The organism is Psychroserpens sp. Hel_I_66, assembly GCF_000799465.1.
In the GTDB taxonomy this organism is placed as follows: Bacteria; Bacteroidota; Bacteroidia; order Flavobacteriales; family Flavobacteriaceae; genus Psychroserpens.
Map to the genome: position 1 here is coordinate 3,779,459 of NZ_JUGU01000001.1, position 17,186 is coordinate 3,796,644.

General features: G+C 31.8%; 17 protein-coding genes. 7 read left to right on the forward strand and 10 right to left on the reverse strand.

Annotated features, from left to right (window positions below):
• Nucleotides 1-10 precede the first annotated feature (10 nt).
• From GQ40_RS16680 to GQ40_RS16705, 6 genes are all read left to right on the forward strand, one after another.
• Nucleotides 11-952, forward strand: coding sequence for a UDP-glucuronic acid decarboxylase family protein (locus tag GQ40_RS16680; protein WP_047551039.1), 942 nt, complete (start codon nucleotides 11-13; stop codon nucleotides 950-952).
• The gene (locus GQ40_RS16685) at nucleotides 953-1,501 is read left to right on the forward strand and encodes a WcaF family extracellular polysaccharide biosynthesis acetyltransferase (protein WP_047551042.1); all 549 of its coding nucleotides are present in this window, start codon (nucleotides 953-955) and stop codon (nucleotides 1,499-1,501) included.
• Between the two features lie 3 nt (nucleotides 1,502-1,504).
• Nucleotides 1,505-2,260 (forward strand): glycosyltransferase family 2 protein, encoded by a 756-nt coding sequence (locus GQ40_RS16690; RefSeq protein WP_047551045.1) that lies wholly within the window; start codon nucleotides 1,505-1,507, stop codon nucleotides 2,258-2,260.
• A 194-nt stretch (nucleotides 2,261-2,454) separates the two neighbouring features.
• The gene (locus GQ40_RS16695) at nucleotides 2,455-3,573 is read left to right on the forward strand and encodes an MraY family glycosyltransferase (protein WP_052184309.1); all 1,119 of its coding nucleotides are present in this window, start codon (nucleotides 2,455-2,457) and stop codon (nucleotides 3,571-3,573) included.
• An 85-nt stretch (nucleotides 3,574-3,658) separates the two neighbouring features.
• The gene (locus GQ40_RS16700; protein WP_047551047.1) at nucleotides 3,659-4,417 is read left to right on the forward strand and encodes a polysaccharide biosynthesis/export family protein; all 759 of its coding nucleotides are present in this window, start codon (nucleotides 3,659-3,661) and stop codon (nucleotides 4,415-4,417) included.
• Nucleotides 4,418-6,763 (forward strand): GumC family protein, encoded by a 2,346-nt coding sequence (locus GQ40_RS16705; RefSeq protein ID WP_052184310.1) that lies wholly within the window; start codon nucleotides 4,418-4,420, stop codon nucleotides 6,761-6,763.
• A gap of 2 nt (nucleotides 6,764-6,765) precedes the next feature.
• On the opposite strand, the gene rpe is transcribed toward GQ40_RS16705, so the two are convergent.
• From rpe to GQ40_RS16755, 10 genes are all read right to left on the reverse strand, one after another.
• Nucleotides 6,766-7,428, reverse strand: coding sequence for a ribulose-phosphate 3-epimerase (rpe, locus tag GQ40_RS16710; RefSeq protein WP_047551050.1), 663 nt, complete (start codon nucleotides 7,426-7,428; stop codon nucleotides 6,766-6,768).
• A 248-nt stretch (nucleotides 7,429-7,676) separates the two neighbouring features.
• Nucleotides 7,677-8,540, reverse strand: coding sequence for an RNA polymerase sigma factor RpoD/SigA (locus GQ40_RS16715; RefSeq protein ID WP_026755111.1), 864 nt, complete (start codon nucleotides 8,538-8,540; stop codon nucleotides 7,677-7,679).
• A 107-nt stretch (nucleotides 8,541-8,647) separates the two neighbouring features.
• Nucleotides 8,648-9,022, reverse strand: a complete 375-nt coding sequence (locus tag GQ40_RS16720) for a hypothetical protein (protein ID WP_047551056.1) — start codon at nucleotides 9,020-9,022, stop codon at nucleotides 8,648-8,650.
• 53 nt (nucleotides 9,023-9,075) lie between these two features.
• On the reverse strand, nucleotides 9,076-10,422 hold the full coding sequence (locus tag GQ40_RS17655; RefSeq protein ID WP_052184311.1) for a porin family protein: 1,347 nt from the start codon (nucleotides 10,420-10,422) through the stop codon (nucleotides 9,076-9,078).
• Nucleotides 10,419-10,973: an RNA polymerase sigma factor gene (locus tag GQ40_RS16730; protein WP_047551059.1), complete on the reverse strand. Its 555-nt coding sequence runs from the start codon at nucleotides 10,971-10,973 to the stop codon at nucleotides 10,419-10,421. Before GQ40_RS16730 ends, GQ40_RS17655 begins: the two co-directional genes overlap by 4 nt.
• Before the next feature lie 132 nt (nucleotides 10,974-11,105).
• Nucleotides 11,106-12,176, reverse strand: a complete 1,071-nt coding sequence (locus GQ40_RS16735) for a hypothetical protein (protein WP_047551063.1) — start codon at nucleotides 12,174-12,176, stop codon at nucleotides 11,106-11,108.
• 110 nt (nucleotides 12,177-12,286) lie between these two features.
• On the reverse strand, nucleotides 12,287-13,486 hold the full coding sequence (locus GQ40_RS16740; protein WP_047551066.1) for a glutamate-5-semialdehyde dehydrogenase: 1,200 nt from the start codon (nucleotides 13,484-13,486) through the stop codon (nucleotides 12,287-12,289).
• Between the two features lie 15 nt (nucleotides 13,487-13,501).
• A complete protein-coding gene (gene proB / locus GQ40_RS16745) occupies nucleotides 13,502-14,278 on the reverse strand; it encodes a glutamate 5-kinase (RefSeq protein ID WP_047551069.1) in 777 nt (258 codons plus the stop codon).
• Nucleotides 14,279-14,280: 2 nt separating this feature from the next.
• Nucleotides 14,281-15,087: a pyrroline-5-carboxylate reductase gene (gene proC / locus GQ40_RS16750; protein ID WP_047551073.1), complete on the reverse strand. Its 807-nt coding sequence runs from the start codon at nucleotides 15,085-15,087 to the stop codon at nucleotides 14,281-14,283.
• Between the two features lie 257 nt (nucleotides 15,088-15,344).
• The gene (locus GQ40_RS16755; protein ID WP_047551076.1) at nucleotides 15,345-16,313 is read right to left on the reverse strand and encodes a hypothetical protein; all 969 of its coding nucleotides are present in this window, start codon (nucleotides 16,311-16,313) and stop codon (nucleotides 15,345-15,347) included.
• Nucleotides 16,314-16,429: 116 nt separating this feature from the next.
• On the opposite strand from GQ40_RS16755, the gene GQ40_RS17325 reads away from it, so the two are divergent.
• Nucleotides 16,430-17,131, forward strand: a complete 702-nt coding sequence (locus tag GQ40_RS17325) for an LA_2272 family surface repeat-containing protein (protein ID WP_052184312.1) — start codon at nucleotides 16,430-16,432, stop codon at nucleotides 17,129-17,131.
• The last annotated feature ends 55 nt before the right edge of the window (nucleotides 17,132-17,186 follow it).

Sequence of the window (17,186 nt, forward strand, 5' to 3'; positions counted from 1 at the left end):
ATATAGAAGTATGAAAAGAATTTTAGTAACAGGAGGAGCGGGTTTTGTAGGTTCTCATTTATGTGAACGTTTATTAAACGAAGGCAATGAGGTTATTTGTTTAGATAATTACTTTACAGGTAGCAAGAAAAATATAGAACATTTAATGGATAACAACTATTTTGAATTGGTGCGACATGACGTTATCAATCCTTATATGGTTGAGGTAGATGAAATCTATAATTTAGCGTGTCCTGCATCACCAGTGCATTATCAATATAATCCTATTAAAACGATTAAGACTTCTGTAATGGGAGCAATTAACATGTTGGGTTTGGCTAAGCGCGTCAAAGCAAAAATCTTGCAAGCCTCTACTAGTGAGGTTTATGGCGATCCTGCGATACACCCACAACCAGAATCGTATTGGGGAAATGTAAACCCTATTGGGTTACGTTCGTGTTATGACGAAGGTAAACGTTGTGCAGAGACTTTGTTTATGGATTATCATATTCAGAATAAAGTAAAAATAAAAATCATTAGAATTTTTAATACCTACGGTCCAAATATGAACCCTAATGATGGTAGAGTGGTCTCTAATTTTATTGTTCAGGCTTTAAAAGGAGAGGACATCACCATATTTGGGGATGGCATGCAGACGCGCAGTTTTCAGTATGTTGATGATTTAATTGAAGGTACAGTTAGAATGATGAACAGTAGAGATGGTTTTGTTGGACCTGTAAATATTGGAAATCCGCATGAATTTACTATGCTGGAATTAGCCAATAAAGTGATTGAACTTACAAATTCCAATTCAAAATTGGTATATCTGCCATTACCTCAAGATGATCCATTGCAGCGTCAGCCTATTATTGATTTAGCAAAAAAGGAACTTAATAATTGGTCTCCAAAAGTAGAACTAGAACAAGGTTTGACTAAAACCATCGCTTATTTTGACACCTTATTAAAAGACTAATTGAAAGTAGATTTATCATCATATAATAACAGTTGGTACCAACCAGGATCTCGTGTAAAACGTTTGTTATGGTATTTTGTAAATGAATTATTTTTCAAGAGTGGTTTTTTTCCGATATCTGGATTAAAAGTATTTTGGTTAAGATTGTTTGGTGCAAAAATAGGAGCAGGAGTGACCATAAAACCTAATGTTAACATTAAATACCCTTGGAAATTATCCATTGACGACCACTGTTGGATTGGTGAATCTGTTTGGATAGATAATCTAGATAACGTCACGATAGAATCTAACGTGTGCTTATCCCAGGGCGTATTTTTGCTCTGCGGAAATCATAATTATAAATCCCAATCCTTCGATTTGATAGTAAAACCCATCTTTTTAAAACAAGGTGCGTGGATTGGTGCAAAAAGTATCATTGGACCCGGAGTAACCGTTCATGACCATGCAGTATTATCAATTGGGTCAACCGCAAGTACAAATTTAGAAGCTTATGGAATCTATAGAGGAAATCCTGCACAAAAAATTAAAGAACGTGTGATTGAAAATTAAGAAATGAAAGTATCTATAATCACAGCAACATACAATAGTGCAAAAACGCTTGAGGTTTGCATGTCTTCAGTTTTAAATCAAACGTATAATGATATTGAGTATATTATTATCGACGGAAATTCTAACGACGAAACACTTTCATTAATCAAAGCAGCATCAGATAAGTATAAGAACATCAAATGTATTTCAGAACCTGATAAAGGTATTTATGATGCCTTAAATAAAGGGATTAATAAAGCTACTGGTGATATTCTAGGATTTGTGCATTCTGATGATTATTTGGCAGACAAAACTGTTATTGAGGATATTGCGAATTCTTTTATCAAATCCAATGTTGATGGTGTTTACGGAGATTTACATTATGTGTCTTTTGAGAATACCGATGTTATTGTAAGAAACTGGATGAGTCAACCCTTTAAAGCCCGATTATTAAATAGAGGATGGATGCCAGCTCATCCAACTTTATTTTTAAGACGTCAAGTTTATCTTGAGAAAGGACTCTTTAATTTAGATTATAAAATAGCTGCAGATTACGATTTTGTCTTAAGGATTTTTAAATCCCAAAACTATAGATTTCATTATTTGCCTAAAGTAATTACAAAAATGAGAGTTGGTGGTGCCAGTAATAAAAGTTTAAAAAGCATCATCAATAAAACAAGGGAAGATTACAAGGCATTAAAATTAAACGGGTTAAAATTTCCTGCAAAAGTTGTGTTATCAAAAAACTTATCTAAAATTCCTCAATGGTTTAAAAAGTAGAATTCAACTATTTTAATCAGTTTTGAATACTAAATTATTCAATCATATCAATAGATATTAAGCATTGAACTGCCAATCCATTAAATAGGATTGTTACGTTTTTTACCCGATTTTTTGCTTAAAATGAGAGTTTCAAACTATATTTGCGATATAAAAAAGAAACCCAAACGTATTTTTTATATTAATTTGTTGAAATGATAAAAGAATTACTTGAGAATTTTAATCCTCTTGATCATCAAGCATTTTGGCTATTTGGAGCTGCATTTATTGCAATGATAGTTTCTATGAGTACATTTCCTGCAATTTTTAATATTTCTGAAGCAAAACATCTTATGGATGAACCTGGCGAAAGAAGTAGTCACTCTAAGAAGACGCCAAATCTTGGAGGTGTTGGTATTTATATTAGTTTGGTTGTGGTAATTACATTGATAGGAGGTGCTCTTGATACCAAAATATTAATGCTCATTCTAGGAAGTTTGACCATACTTTTTTTCTTGGGTCTTAAAGATGATTTGCTCATACTTTCCCCTAGAAAAAAACTATTTGGGCAAATTATAGCAGCAATGGTATTGATTGTTTTTACAGATACTAGAATAATAGGTTTGTCTGGTTTGTTTGGAGTTTCCGTTATGCCATATTGGCTTTCTGTAGGTTTTACCTTATTTGTTTATATACTTATAATTAATGCCTACAATTTGATTGATGGGGTTGATGGGTTGGCAGGATCTTTAGCACTAATAGCCTCTGCAGCTTTTGCTTTTATTGCCATAAAAACTGAAGATATCACGATGGCTACTACAGCTGTGGCAACTGTAGGGGCTCTAATCCCTTTTTTGAGACTGAACTTATCAAAGAATAAGAAAATTTTTATGGGCGATACAGGCTCAATGCTTGTAGGTTTTTTAGTAGCTTTTTATTCGGTTAGATTTATAGGCACCATTCAAGGCAATCCAACATCTTTATTTTTTAACTCAGCTCCGGTCATGGCATTATCTATTGTGTTTTTTCCTTTATTGGATACCTTTAGGATTTTTGCCATAAGGCTTTTGATTTTTAAGAAAAGTCCATTTTCAGCAGATAAAAATCATTTGCATCATCGATTTTTAGATTTAGGTTTTTCTCATAGGCAAACTACATCTTTCATTGTGATTTTAAATGTAATGTTGATCACATTTTCATATACGATTAGACATATAGATATTCACTTTCAATTCTTTTTGTTAATTGTTGTTGGGACTTTTTTATATTCTTCATTATTTATTTACAATTGGCTAGTAGTAAACAAATGGTTACCGGAATTTCTCAGGCCTTAAATACCTTGTCTTTTTAAAAATAGCTTTAACTTTTGTTAATCTTTTATTTGCGATTATATTTGCAGGTATTTTAATGCAAAATTAAATGAGAAATATTTTAGTTATTGGCTTACTTTTATTGATATTTGGCTCTTGTGCTTCAAAGAAAGACATCTTGTATTTACAAGATTCTGCTGAATATAACAATTCTGCTTTAAACTATTCGGTGCCCAAAATTCAGCCTAACGATATTCTTAAAATTGAAATTGGAGCATTGATTGAAGAGTCTGCGATACCTTATAACAGAAGTCAAGCTGGAACTGGAGGCGCAAGTATCGAGATTATGCAGTTGGAAGGATATTTGGTTTCAGAAGAAAATACTATAAATTTTCCAATATTGGGAATTCTTTCTACAAAGGATAAAACGGTTAAGGAATTTGAGAATCATTTAAAAAAAGAGTTGCAAGATGGTGGGCACTTTAAGTCACCATCTGTTAGTATAAGGTTATTAAATGCAAAAGTTGCAATTTTAGGTGAAGTGAATTCTCCAGGGACATATAATTTTACAGAGCAAAATATCTCATTGTTTCAAGCGTTGGGTTATGCGGGTGATTTAACCATAAATGGAAAAAGAGAAGACATCATATTTATTAGGGAAACAAATGGTAATAGAACAATATCACATATTGATTTAACTTCGGCAGAGTTTTTGAACAGTGAGTTTAATCAAATAAGGCCCAATGATGTGATTATAGTAAACCCAAATGCTCCAAAAATTAAAAGTGCAGGATTTGTAGGTAATGCATCTTCGGTTATTGCTGTAGTTTCTATTCTCCTAAGTACTGTTATTTTAATTACAAGATAAATGGCTAATCAAGAATATAATACGTTTACACCTAAAAGAAAAGATCAAGGTGAAACTATAAAATTAGAAATACGAAAGTATTTTCGCTATTGGTATTGGTTTGCTTTAGGTGTTTTATTAGCCCTTATAGGAGGGAATCTTTATTTGAGATATACGCCAAAAATATATAGTTCTGCTGCAAAAATTAAAATTTTAAATAAAACTAAAGGTCTAGAGTTGCCCTCATCTGCTTTTGTTTTTAACAGGTCCAATATTAATTTAGAAAATGAAATAGAGATTTTAAAATCTTATAGGATCATTGAAGATGTTGTTAAAGAATTGGATTTAACAATGTCTTTTTATGAAGAAGGAAATGTTTTGACCACAGAAATTGATAGATTTCCATTTAAAGTCACTAAAAGAGTTAGTAACGACAGTATTAATTCATATAAGTCTTATAGAATAGTTGTTAATAAAAATTCCTTTGCTGTAAGTTCAGGAGCTTCAGAAAAAGCAGTAATTATTGATAATTTTAATTCATACAACATAGATCACGATTTCCCATTTGAACTTTCAGCAGATAATGTTTCAAGCATGAGTGATATAGTGGGGAAAACATATATACTAAGATTTATTCCCGTTTCTAGTGCTACAATGCAGCTTAAAGGTAGAGTGGGTGTTGGTATGCTAGGTAAAGGGAGTGACTTGCTTAGCTTAAGTTATACTAGTCAGAGTAGGAATAAATCAGAACGAATCCTGAATACTCTTATTGATGTGTTTGATGAGGATGGTATTTCAGACAGGCGACAAGTTTCTGAGCGTACTATAGATTTTATTAATGAACGTTTTAAATATTTAGCCCAAGAGTTGGATTCTATAGAAGTAGGTATAAAAGATTTTAAAAAATCTAATAATTTAATTAATATAGAATCTGATGCAGAATTGGGATTGTCTCAACGAACCATGACTGAAGACCAAGTATTTGAAATCGAAAATCAATTGATTATTTCAGATTTGATGAAGGATAATTTAGTTTCAGAAAATTCAAAAACCGAATTGTTACCTGCAAATATAGGTATCAATGATGCAAATATTAATGTATTGATAAATCAATATAATGAATTGGTTTCAGAAAAAGAAAAATTAGGCGCAAGTGCTCTGGGTAATAATCCAACAGTACAAATATTAAATGATAAGCTTGAAGATGTTCAGGCAAATATAAAGGCATCATTATCGGCTTATAATACGCAATTAGAGTCAACTAAGCAGCAATTAGTCAAGCGTAATCAAAAATATGCTTACCAAGTATCTAGTTTGCCTTTAAAAGAGAAACTTTTAAGGTCTAGAGAACGTGAGCAAGCTATTAAGCAAAGTTTATATCTTTTCTTATTACAAAAAAGAGAAGAAGCTGCTATAAATTTGGCTATAACAGAACCATCGATAAAAGTTGTTGAATATGCATTATCTAGTGGAGGGCCAATTTCTCCAAATTCACGGAGCATATATATGATGGCTTTGTTAGCTGGATTTCTTGTTCCTTTTGGAGGGATTTACATCTTTAATTTGTTAGATACCAAAATTAAAGGAAAAGACGACGTTAATTCTTTAATCGATAATATCCCAGTACTTGCTGAGCTTCCAAAAATAAAAAGTAAAAATTTAGTATTTGATAATCCAACAGATCGATCAGTTCAATCTGAAGCATTTAGAATATTAAGTTCAAATGTAGAGTTTATCTTACCTCCTAATGATGATTCAAATCCAAAAGGAAAAGTGATTTATTGTACTTCAACTATAAAAGGGGAAGGTAAAACTTATACAGCGCTTAATTTATCTTTAGCACTATCAAGTATAAATAAGAAAGTATTATTGATAGGTGCTGATTTAAGAAACCCTCAAATTCACACTTATGTTTCAAAAGATAAAAATGAAAAAGGACTGTCAAATTATTTATATGAAGATTTATTTAATTGGAAAAATATCTTAGTTAAAGGTTTTGATAAGCATCCTAATCACGATCTTCTATTATCTGGAAGTATTCCTCCAAACCCAACCCAGCTTTTAACAAATGGTCGTTTTAAAACGCTCATAAATGAAGCTAAAGAAATTTATGATTACATAATTGTTGATACAGCTCCAACTATTTTGGTAACAGATACGATGTTGATTTCTAGATTAGCAGATGCAACTATTTATCTATTGAGAGCAGGCTATACTGAGAAAAATTTGATAGAATTTTCTAAAGGTTTAAGTGATAGTGGGAAATTGAAAAACGTAGCCTACGTCATTAACGGGGTTGGAGATAACAGGTCTTATGGTTATTCCTACAATTACGGTTATGGGTATGGTTATGGTAATAATGACTAATATTAGCTATTAGCAATATCTTTTAATTGTTTAATGGTTTCTGTTTGGTCATTACTTTTGAATACATGACTACCAGCAACAAAAACATCAGCTCCTGCATCAACAAGTTGCTTAATATTTTGATCTGTTACGCCACCATCAATCTCAATAAGAGTATTTAAACCTTGATCGTCTATCATCTTACGTAATTTTTTGATACGATTATAGGTTATATCTTCAAATTTTTGACCCCCAAAACCTGGGTTAATTGACATTAATAGAATCATATAGCATTCTGGTAATATGTCTTCTAAAACTGAAACAGGAGTCGTTAAATTAAGTACAATGCCCGCTTTGCAACCCGCATCTTTAATTTGCCTCAATGTTCTATGTAAGTGTACGGTCGATTCGTGATGGACTGTAATAATATCTGCTCCTACTTTTGCGAATTCTTCAATATATCGTTCTGGTTTTTCTATCATTAAATGCACATCTAATGGTTTTCTAGCATGCTTTTTAATTGCTTGAATAACAGGCATTCCATAAGATATATTTGGGACAAAATGTCCATCCATGACATCAATATGAAACCAATCGGCTTCACTGTTATTCACCATTTCTACATCACGTTGAAGATTACCAAAGTCGGCAGCTAGCATTGAAGGGGCAATTAATTTTTGAGACATTTTTACGCAATTTAATTAGATTCAAAGATATGTAAAAAAATAAGTTTGATATAATTGAATTTGATTTGAGATATTTAATTGGAGGTAAATTTCCGAAGAATATAAAATCAATACTTTATTACATTAACAGCTGATATTTAAAAAATGAACCCAGAGTAATCAGCTCTGGGTTCTTTCATCAATCAAAAAACGAACAGTTATGTTATTAACTGTTGTTGTCTTTATTTAGTCGTAATATATCTTAATTACTAACCTAAATATGTTTTTAATATTTTACTTCTAGATGTGTGTTTTAATCTACGAATTGCCTTTTCTTTGATTTGTCTTACACGCTCTCGGGTTAAATCAAATGTTTCACCTATTTCCTCTAAAGTCATTGGGTGTTGATTCCCAAGACCAAAATACAAACGAATAACGTCAGCTTCACGAGGTGTTAAGGTTTCTAGAGCGCGTTCTATTTCAGTACGCAAAGATTCATGTAATAAATCACGATCAGGATTTGGTGACTCACCACTACGTAAAACGTCGTAAAGATTAGAATCTTCACCTTCAACTAAAGGTGCATCCATTGAGACGTGACGTCCAGAATTTTTCATCGACTCTTTAACATCGTTAATAGTCATATCCAATTCTTTTGCAATCTCTTCTGCACTTGGCGGGCGCTCATGGCTTTGCTCTAAAAACGCAAAGGTTTTATTGATTTTGTTTATAGATCCAATTTTGTTTAATGGTAACCTAACAATACGAGATTGCTCAGCCAAAGCTTGTAATATCGATTGACGAATCCACCAAACAGCATAAGATATAAATTTGAACCCACGGGTTTCATCAAAACGCTGGGCAGCTTTGATTAATCCTAAATTACCTTCATTAATTAAATCTGGCAACGTTAATCCTTGATTTTGATATTGTTTTGCTACGGAAACAACAAAACGCAAGTTGGCTTTTGTTAGTTTTTCTAGAGCCAGTTGATCTCCTGCTTTGATGCGTTGAGCTAATTCAACTTCTTCATCTGCAGTGATTAAATCAACTTTACCTATTTCTTGTAAGTATTTGTCTAACGACGCAGTTTCTCTGTTAGTAACCTGCTTCGTAATTTTTAGCTGTCTCATTTAATTTTTCTTTTAAAATTTGGGTAAACAATCGTACTATAAGGGTAATGTACCATATAGTTATACGTAACAAGTGCTAAAAAAGTTACACGAAAAGTGGTTTTTTTTTAAATTTTAATTAATTTCTTATCGTTAAGGTTAATGTCATCAAGCATTTCGTTCGTGAACTTGTAATGACCTCTCGTTGTAATTAATCTAAATCTTGATGACTTAAGTGTGCTTAAAGTGTTTAGAAATAGCCACTTTGATTTTAATAATTTTGGTTTTTCACTTTTTAAACTAATGTCAAAATAGTGTTTTCTTCCTTCTTTAGTGGCTACAATGTCTGGAGTGATTGAAATGTCACTTCCTTTTTTTGCATAAGATTTTGGAGTTTCATAACCTTCGGTATCTGCTTTGATGTTTTCAAAACCATGTTGCTCTAGGTACTCCACTGAATTGTCTAAAATGTCCTTGTATTTTACTTTGTCTGCTTGTATCATAGCTAGTAAACTACGGAAAAATTATGAGTTTTGCAAATTTATTAGTCGTTTTTTTAAAAACGATAATCAATACCAGTGCTTATTGAGAGAATATATGGTGTATAGTCAATAGTATTTGAAATAGGTTTTATTTGATAATAAAAGTTTGTCTCTAAGTTAATATAAAATCTATCTAGTAACTTGTGTTCTATACCTAATCCGAAATTTATTGATATGACATCATCATATTCAATAGATATTGGATTGTTTGATTGACTTTCTTTCAATATAAAATAACTTGTACCAGCTGTAAGGTATGGATTGAAAGTCTTATCTCTAAATAAATATTTGACTTCTAAAGGGATTTCAAGATATTTAACTGTGTTATTTATGCCATCAACACTTTGCATTAAACTAAGTGATTTTGCGCCAGTCCTTATAAAACTGTTTTTTGTCATTCTTACGCCAAGTAAAATTCCATAATTTGTTGACATATTATCTTTAGTCTCTGCATTGAAAGCACCATAGTTAGAGATGATAAACTGAGGGTTAATACTCCATCTAGCTTCACGTTGTTTTAAGCTGTCTTTTGCTTTCTCTTCAATATCTTCAGAATCTAAAGTTTGTTTTTTAGCTAATGAGTCTGTTTTTTTATTGAGATTTTCTTTTAAATTATTTTGATCTCCAAGATTATTATCTTCTTCCTTTGAATTTTTTGATGTAATTAATTTGTCGTTGTTGTTATCGTTGTAGTTTTTACTGTCGTTTTCCTTGTCCTTTTCGTTGTTGTTGTTGTTGTTGTTGTTGTTGTTGTTGTTGTTGTTGTTGTTGTTGTTGTTGTTGTTGTTGTTGCCAGGAGGGTTAATCTTCTCTTTCTTTATTGTATTTGTATCATCAAATTTAGTAACCCTATTTTCCTTATTATGATCTTGTTTTTGGGATTTGGGTTTTTCATTATTACTTTTAGAATCTTTATCGACAGGTTTTTCTGATTTATCAATTTTAGATAAGTTTGAATTTTCTCCAACATCAATTATATTAGAATCCCTTTCTGAAATTTTATTCACATCAATTGTCTCAAGATGTCCTTTTTCAGAATTAATTTTAAAATCAATAGAGTCAGTAATTTTGGTTTGATTATCAACTTCCTTTTTATTCTCGCTATTTTCTTTATCAAAAACAATGTTTGTTTCATTATTAAATTCAACATTTTTAGAAGATGTTGAATCTTTAAACTGATTAAATATTAATATTAAAATAACCAATGCAGAAACACCAGAAAAGAAATACCAAAATAATAAACCCCTTCTTTTCTTTTTAAGTTTATTCTCAATTCCTTCCCAAACAAAATCATCAGGACTTGATTTTAGGCCATCGAGCTTGCTCTTAAGAGCAGATCCTATATCTTGATTATCTTTCATTTTGTAGTTTTAGAATTAAATATTGTAGGATTTAAATCTATTATCCTTTGCTTTAATATTAATTTGGCTCTGTGTAAATTAGATTTAGAGGTATTAACGCTTATATTTAATAACTCTGCAATTTCTTGATGTTTATATTGATCTAGTTCATAAAGATTAAATACCATGCGATATCTTGTTGGTAATTCTTGGATGCACTCTAAGATTTTATCTAATGGTACACTATCAATATCCACAGTGTTTATTGTAGTATCTTCAATAATCTCATCATTAATTTCTATATTAATTGGTGTCTTTTTTTTGTACTTATCTATTGCCTTATAAATTGTAATTCGTTTCATCCAGCCTTCAAAAGATCCAGAACCTTTGTAAGATTTAATACTTTTAAATATCTCTAGAAATGAATCTTGTAAATTGTCTTGAGCCTCTTCTTTGTTTTTGCAATATTTTAAGCATAAAATAAACAGGTCATCCTTATACAGCGAGTATAATTGACTTTGTGCCTTTAAATTATTGCGCTTACAGGCTTTTATTATTTGTTGTAAATCCAAATAGATGCTCTAGTTGTAAATTAATTTATACTTAAAAAAGTCAATTTATAATTTTAAATAATTTATGTATTCTTAATTTAGTTTTTTACCATACTTTTTTGATTATTTTCAAATTGTTGGTTAGCGTGGAGATTAATCACAGCTTATTGATTGTAAATTTATTATTGCAATATAGAATTCATCGTCTTCGGTATCTTCCTCAATTCCAAAGTCATTTATTCTTACATAGATACTTTGGTTTTCTTCGGAATTTAAATATACCTCACTAGAAACTATTGGATTTATTTCTAATTGTGCATCATCTTCGGTCTCATAAAATAGAATTGGTAGTTCGTCATCAAGTTCAAGAGTATCAAAAATACATTCTGAATAATCATCAAATATAAACTCTGAAACGCCTTCCCCTTGCTCAAGTTCACATTCTTCAAAACTAAAATTACCACAATCTGTAAAATTGAGATCACATCTTCGGTTTAAAATAAGTTCTCGATCTTGATTGGTCAACTGTAACGTGTTTTCATCAAGATATGTAACCTTCCAGTCAAAATTGAAAAACGCTCCAATTTCAGTATCATCAATAATACTTATATTGATATGTAATTCATTTTCAATAAATAATGGAGACCATGAGCCAAACAAAAGTTCATCCTCTAGATTTAAAGAAGTAAAACCATAATTCTGATAAAAATAACCTCCTAAATAAGGATTTTCATCATTGTAACTATATCCAATCTTTAGCGGACAATTTTGTATAAATGTGTTACACTCCATTAATATTTCTTCGTTAAGGCAATTGTCTATAGCTACTTTTAGTTCTTCAGTAGTATTGATTATGATTTCCTCACCAGATTCTAAAGTTCCAGTAATTGGAAAACTAATACTAGTAGAATAATCTATTTCCAAATTTCCAAGAATAGAACTAAACTGTTCATCATCTAATATGAAATTAGTGGAAACGTACACATCACTATCATCAAAAATAAAAAGTGTCAAGGGATAAATAAAATCTATACATGCAATACTCTCGTCTGGTCGAGCTTCATCATTTGTGATGCCCTTAACGTTATCATATAAATCAGAATCTGAGCGTATCACTTCAACACTGTCAATATCTATGGTTGCAGAGAGATTATCATCTTGGTCATAGGAGCAAGATGACAAGAAAATAAATAATGCTAGAATCGATAACTTTAATAGTTTCATGGTACCTTCTTTACCTATAGTCTACAATATTTAAAAAAGGTTGCGTGAAATCATAAAAAAAATCGTTTCAGCAATGAAACGATTTTTAATTTTTAAACATTATTGAAGTTTTAAACCCTCACATGGCCATCTCCAAACACATAATATTTGTTGGTAACCAACTGTTTTAATCCCAGTGGACCTCTATGATGCAGCTTATCTGTGCTTATCGCTAATTCTGCACCAACACCCATTTGTCCACCATCGGTAAATCTCGTCGAGGCGTTGTGGTAGACTGCAGCACTATCTACACGTTCCATAAATTTTTTAGCTAGTTCTTTATCTTCAGTAATTATAGAAGCAGAATGTCCTCCAGAATACGTATTGACCATTTCAATAGCCTCATCTGCACCATCAACTTGTGCAATCAATAACTTCATAGCTAAAAATTCCTCATACCAAATAGCCTCATTGTCAATGATTTTTTCTTCGGAAAGCGTCTCGCTCACCTTTTCATCTACAACGATTTCAACTTTAAGTTTAGATAAAATGGAGTGTAGCTCTCTAAGTTTGATAGCAAGATTAGGTAGATTCTTATCAATCAAAACCTTATCCAATGCATTGCATCCTGAGATTTTATCGGTTTTTGCATTAATGATGACTTTTACTGCCTTTAGCCAATCTGCATTTTCAGCAACATATAAAAAGTTATTACCGCGTCCACTTATGAGTACAGCACAATTAGCATTGTCCTTAACAAATTTGATCAACCGCTCTCCACCTCTTGGTACAATAAGATCTAACTTCTCAGTAGGATTTTTCAAAAAAGCTTGGGTTTCATCTCTATTAAAATGTAAGAGTTTAATCCAATCTTTTGAAAGACCATTGGTTTCTAAAGCTTCATGCCAGCATTTTTCAAGAATAATGTTACTATTTTTAGCTTCTTTACCACCTTTCAATAGTATTTTGTTATTTGCCTTAAATGCTAGAACCGCAGCTTCAATAGTCACATCTGGACGCGACTCATAGATAATCATAATGGTTCCAAAAGGAGCAGTTTTATTAGTAATTTGTAATCCGCTATCCAGAGTAAGGTCAGAAATCTCTTGTCCTACAGGATCATTTTGGGATTTTACTTCTTTAATAGCTCTAATCATGTCATCAATTTTAGACTCATTGACAACCAATCTATCATAAAGCGCTTTATCATCTTTGTCAAAAGCAGATAAATCTTTTTGATTTTCTATTAATATGTGCTTACGCTCTCTATCAATAATGTCAATCATAGATTGGAGTACGTTGTTTTTTATTTTTGAACTTAAAAGTTCCATAATCTCTTTCTTTTTTTAATTAATAAATTTTGTTCCTACAGGCTTGTTATTGAGAATGTCAATAATCACATTTTGGCGTTTACCGTTAGCGATGTATGTAGGAATGTTTTTTCTCGCAGAGCCTTTGGCAATCTTTAACTTTGAAGCCATTCCGCCACGACCTTCTCCTTCTTTTTTGTTAGAGGCTTTAACGTATTGCTCTACATTTTCACCAACTTTAACTTCGTTTAGTTTTTTAGAACCTTCATCGTCTGGGTGCCCTGTGTAGAGTCCATCTGTATCAGATAGAATAATAAGGCGATCTGCATCTATCAATTCTGCAACTAAACTTGCCAACTCATCATTATCTGAAAACATTGACATGGTCAAAGAGACCGCATCATCTTCATTGGCAATGGGAATGATACCTTCGGAAAGTAATCCTTCATAACAATTAATCATGTTATCTCGGTGCAATCCTATGTCAAAATCTCTTTTCGTGGCTAGTACTTGCGCGCAGCGCATTCCGTAGTCATGAAAAATACTATAATAATGACGCATCATACGCGGTTGCCCAACCGAAGAATAGACCTGGCGTCTAATAGAAGGATCTTTAATACTGGTTTCGCCCAATATCTCCTTTCCTGCCATTGCAGATCCAGAGGACACAAGGATGACCATGATTTCTTCTTCATATAATACAGAAATTTGTCTTACAAGCTCTCTTAAAACCGGACCAAATATTCTGTTATCTCTGTTTGTTAATACGTTGGTTCCAACTTTTACGACCACACGTTTTATATCACTATCCATAATTATTTTTCTTTTCCTAATTCAACAGCTCTATCAAAGGCTGCATAAGCAGCATCCTTTATGAGTGTTTTTATATTATTGTCTTCCATAGAATCAATAGCAGCTTGGGTTGTGCCACCTTTTGAAGCCACTTTGTCTATCCATGATTTTGGAGAGATATCATTTTCATTAAAGAGTGCTATGGCTCCCTCAAAAGTACTGCTAACCAAAACTTTCGAGTCGTAATCTGAGAATCCCATTTGCAACGCTGCTTCTAACATAGACTGCATAAAATAAAATACATATGCTGGTCCACTTCCTGAAATTCCCGTAGACGCATCAATAAAATTCTCTGTACTTACATGTATAGAAGTACCTGTCGTGTCTAAAAGGTTTCTCACCATAATGAGCTCTACTTTAGAGACTTCGCCAGACTCTGTATAAGATGTCACGCCTTTACCAACCTGAGCTGGCAAATTGGGCATCGTTCTTATTACCTTTTTGGCCTCTAGTTGTTCTTTAATTGTGTCTATGGTTACACCTGCCATTAAGGATACCATAATTTGGTGGTCACTTAACATAGGTTTCATTTGTTCAAAAAGAGAAGCACTGTGATAGGGTTTTACTGCTATGAAAACAATATGTGATTTTGGAAGGCAATCTTCCAAATTGTCATAAACATCAAACCTTCCGTCTTTTCTTAAGGTTTCAATTTTTTTTGGATCCGTATCGTAAATACGTAATTTGTGTTTACTTAAAAGGGGAGAACTTGACATGCCTTCGGCATAAGTTAATCCCATATTTCCTGCTCCAATAACTAATACTTTCATGTTTTTTCATTGTAATTCACTCTATATAGAGCAATTACCGTACGATAGTACCGATTTGTAGATTTTATTATGGGAATTAATAGATACTCAAGTAATAGAGTGATTTTTTAGGATTTTGTAAATTTTAAACACTGTAGCTTATGAATCCTTAAATTAAAATATTTCTAAATTTGATTAAGGTGACAGTGTGTCGGTGACAAAAATGGGAAAAAGCAATTTAAATAGTAATTGATTTTAAGAATAAAGAGGTCTCTTGATTACTCAAAATCTAAAATAGAAGATGCTTCAATAAGCTTTCGCAGAGCATCAATTTTGTTTTGAATTTTATTGAAGAAAGTCAATTTTTCTTTTTCTCCAGCTGTATTAAGAAGTTTAGAACTTTGTAATTGCTTTTTCAAGAACGCTTCAGCTTCGAGACAAGTTAATTTATCTGAAGTTTGAAAGTATGATAAAATCGTAAATGGCACAAAAAGCGACTGTTGGTTTGGGGTGCTTACCAACACGTTGTTATTCATTAAAAGCAATTCATTGTAATAAAATAAATAATTTTGTGTGTCTGCTTTAACGTTTTCTGAAATTTGAAGAATTAACGCTTTTAAATCCACGCATAATTGTAAAGCAGTACCATTTGAAAGATGACCAGCCTGATTGTAAAAATGAATCTGCTTTAAGGTGCTATTGATTGTTGTAACATCCCAAATTTCTATCGTATTTAAGTTTTTATAAAGTCGCCCTAATGCTTTTGCTGATTTTACGGTTTCTACCTTTGGCGAGAATGATTCAAAATCTTTATTGTAAAAATCAATATCCAAAAGTTTCAGCCAAACATACATTTTAAAACGACTTAAAAGGTTATTCTCTAAGGTGTAAAATAAGGGAATGTCTTTTGCTGAATATAAAATTCGGCTCTCCTTTTGATGCAGTAAAGGTTGTAAGGACTCGTATGATGTATTGAAGTAGTTTTGCAACTCTACTTCGTTGTGAATTGGCTTCGTTTTCTCAACAGCGATGATATCATCCTTAGTATTTTCAAACAGACGATCAAGCGATAAATTATAATATTTTGCCAGGATCACACTTTCTTCTAATGAGAATTTACTTTTAAGGCTCGTTCTCCTATGTGCAGCATCATAACTCATATCTAGCGCAGTTGCAACAGCATCAATTAATGATATACCTGCTGGTAACCCAACTTTTAATTTCTCTAATAATTGCTTTTGAAACATATCCCAATATATAATAATTTGTGATTATCGCAAAAAATAGATTTGTGATTCGTGATTTTAGGGCTATTAGATGTGTTTATAGCAATAATTTTGGATTGAATTTAAAACTCTGAACTATGAAAAAAAATATCATCTTTATCTTTATTGTTCTTCTTGCAACTTCATCACTTGTTCAATCACAAAATACTAATGAAAGAAAATTGCGTTTCCCGGTTTGGATAACACATAGCCAAAATTCTGATATTATAGGACTGTCGTTAGCTGCTTTTCCTAAAGGAGTTATAGAAAAAGATACTACCTTAACTCGAACTTATGGTATTCGATTTGAAGCTTCTCTAATTGCTATGCTATCTCCGTTAATGGGCAGGTCACCTGTTTCTACTCGTAAAGATTTTTATAAATCAAAGCAAAATACTTTACGTACGGAAATTATTAACGGACTCAATTTATCTTCTGGTACATTTGGCGAAACTACAGTGAATGGCTTTTCAGCAAGTTTGATGATTCAATATTTATATAATATGGATGGAGTTGCGATAGCGGGATTAAGCAATTTGATCGAAAAGCATAATGGTATTGCAATCTCAGCATTAGGTAATGAAGTGTATAAATCCAATGGTTTACTGGTGGGATTTGGTAATGAGGTAAATGAGTTTAATGGTATTCAAATAGGTGCAATAAATGGTGTCTTAGATAAAGGAGTAGGAATACAAATAGGTATTTTTAATAAAGCTAAAAACTTTAAAGGAATACAAATTGGACTCTGGAATAAAAATGATAAAAGGTCTTTTCCTATTATAAACTGGCAGTTTAAATAGTAAAAAACCTTTTTCAAAATTTATAAGTGGAAATTTTTGAAGAAATTTCGAATAT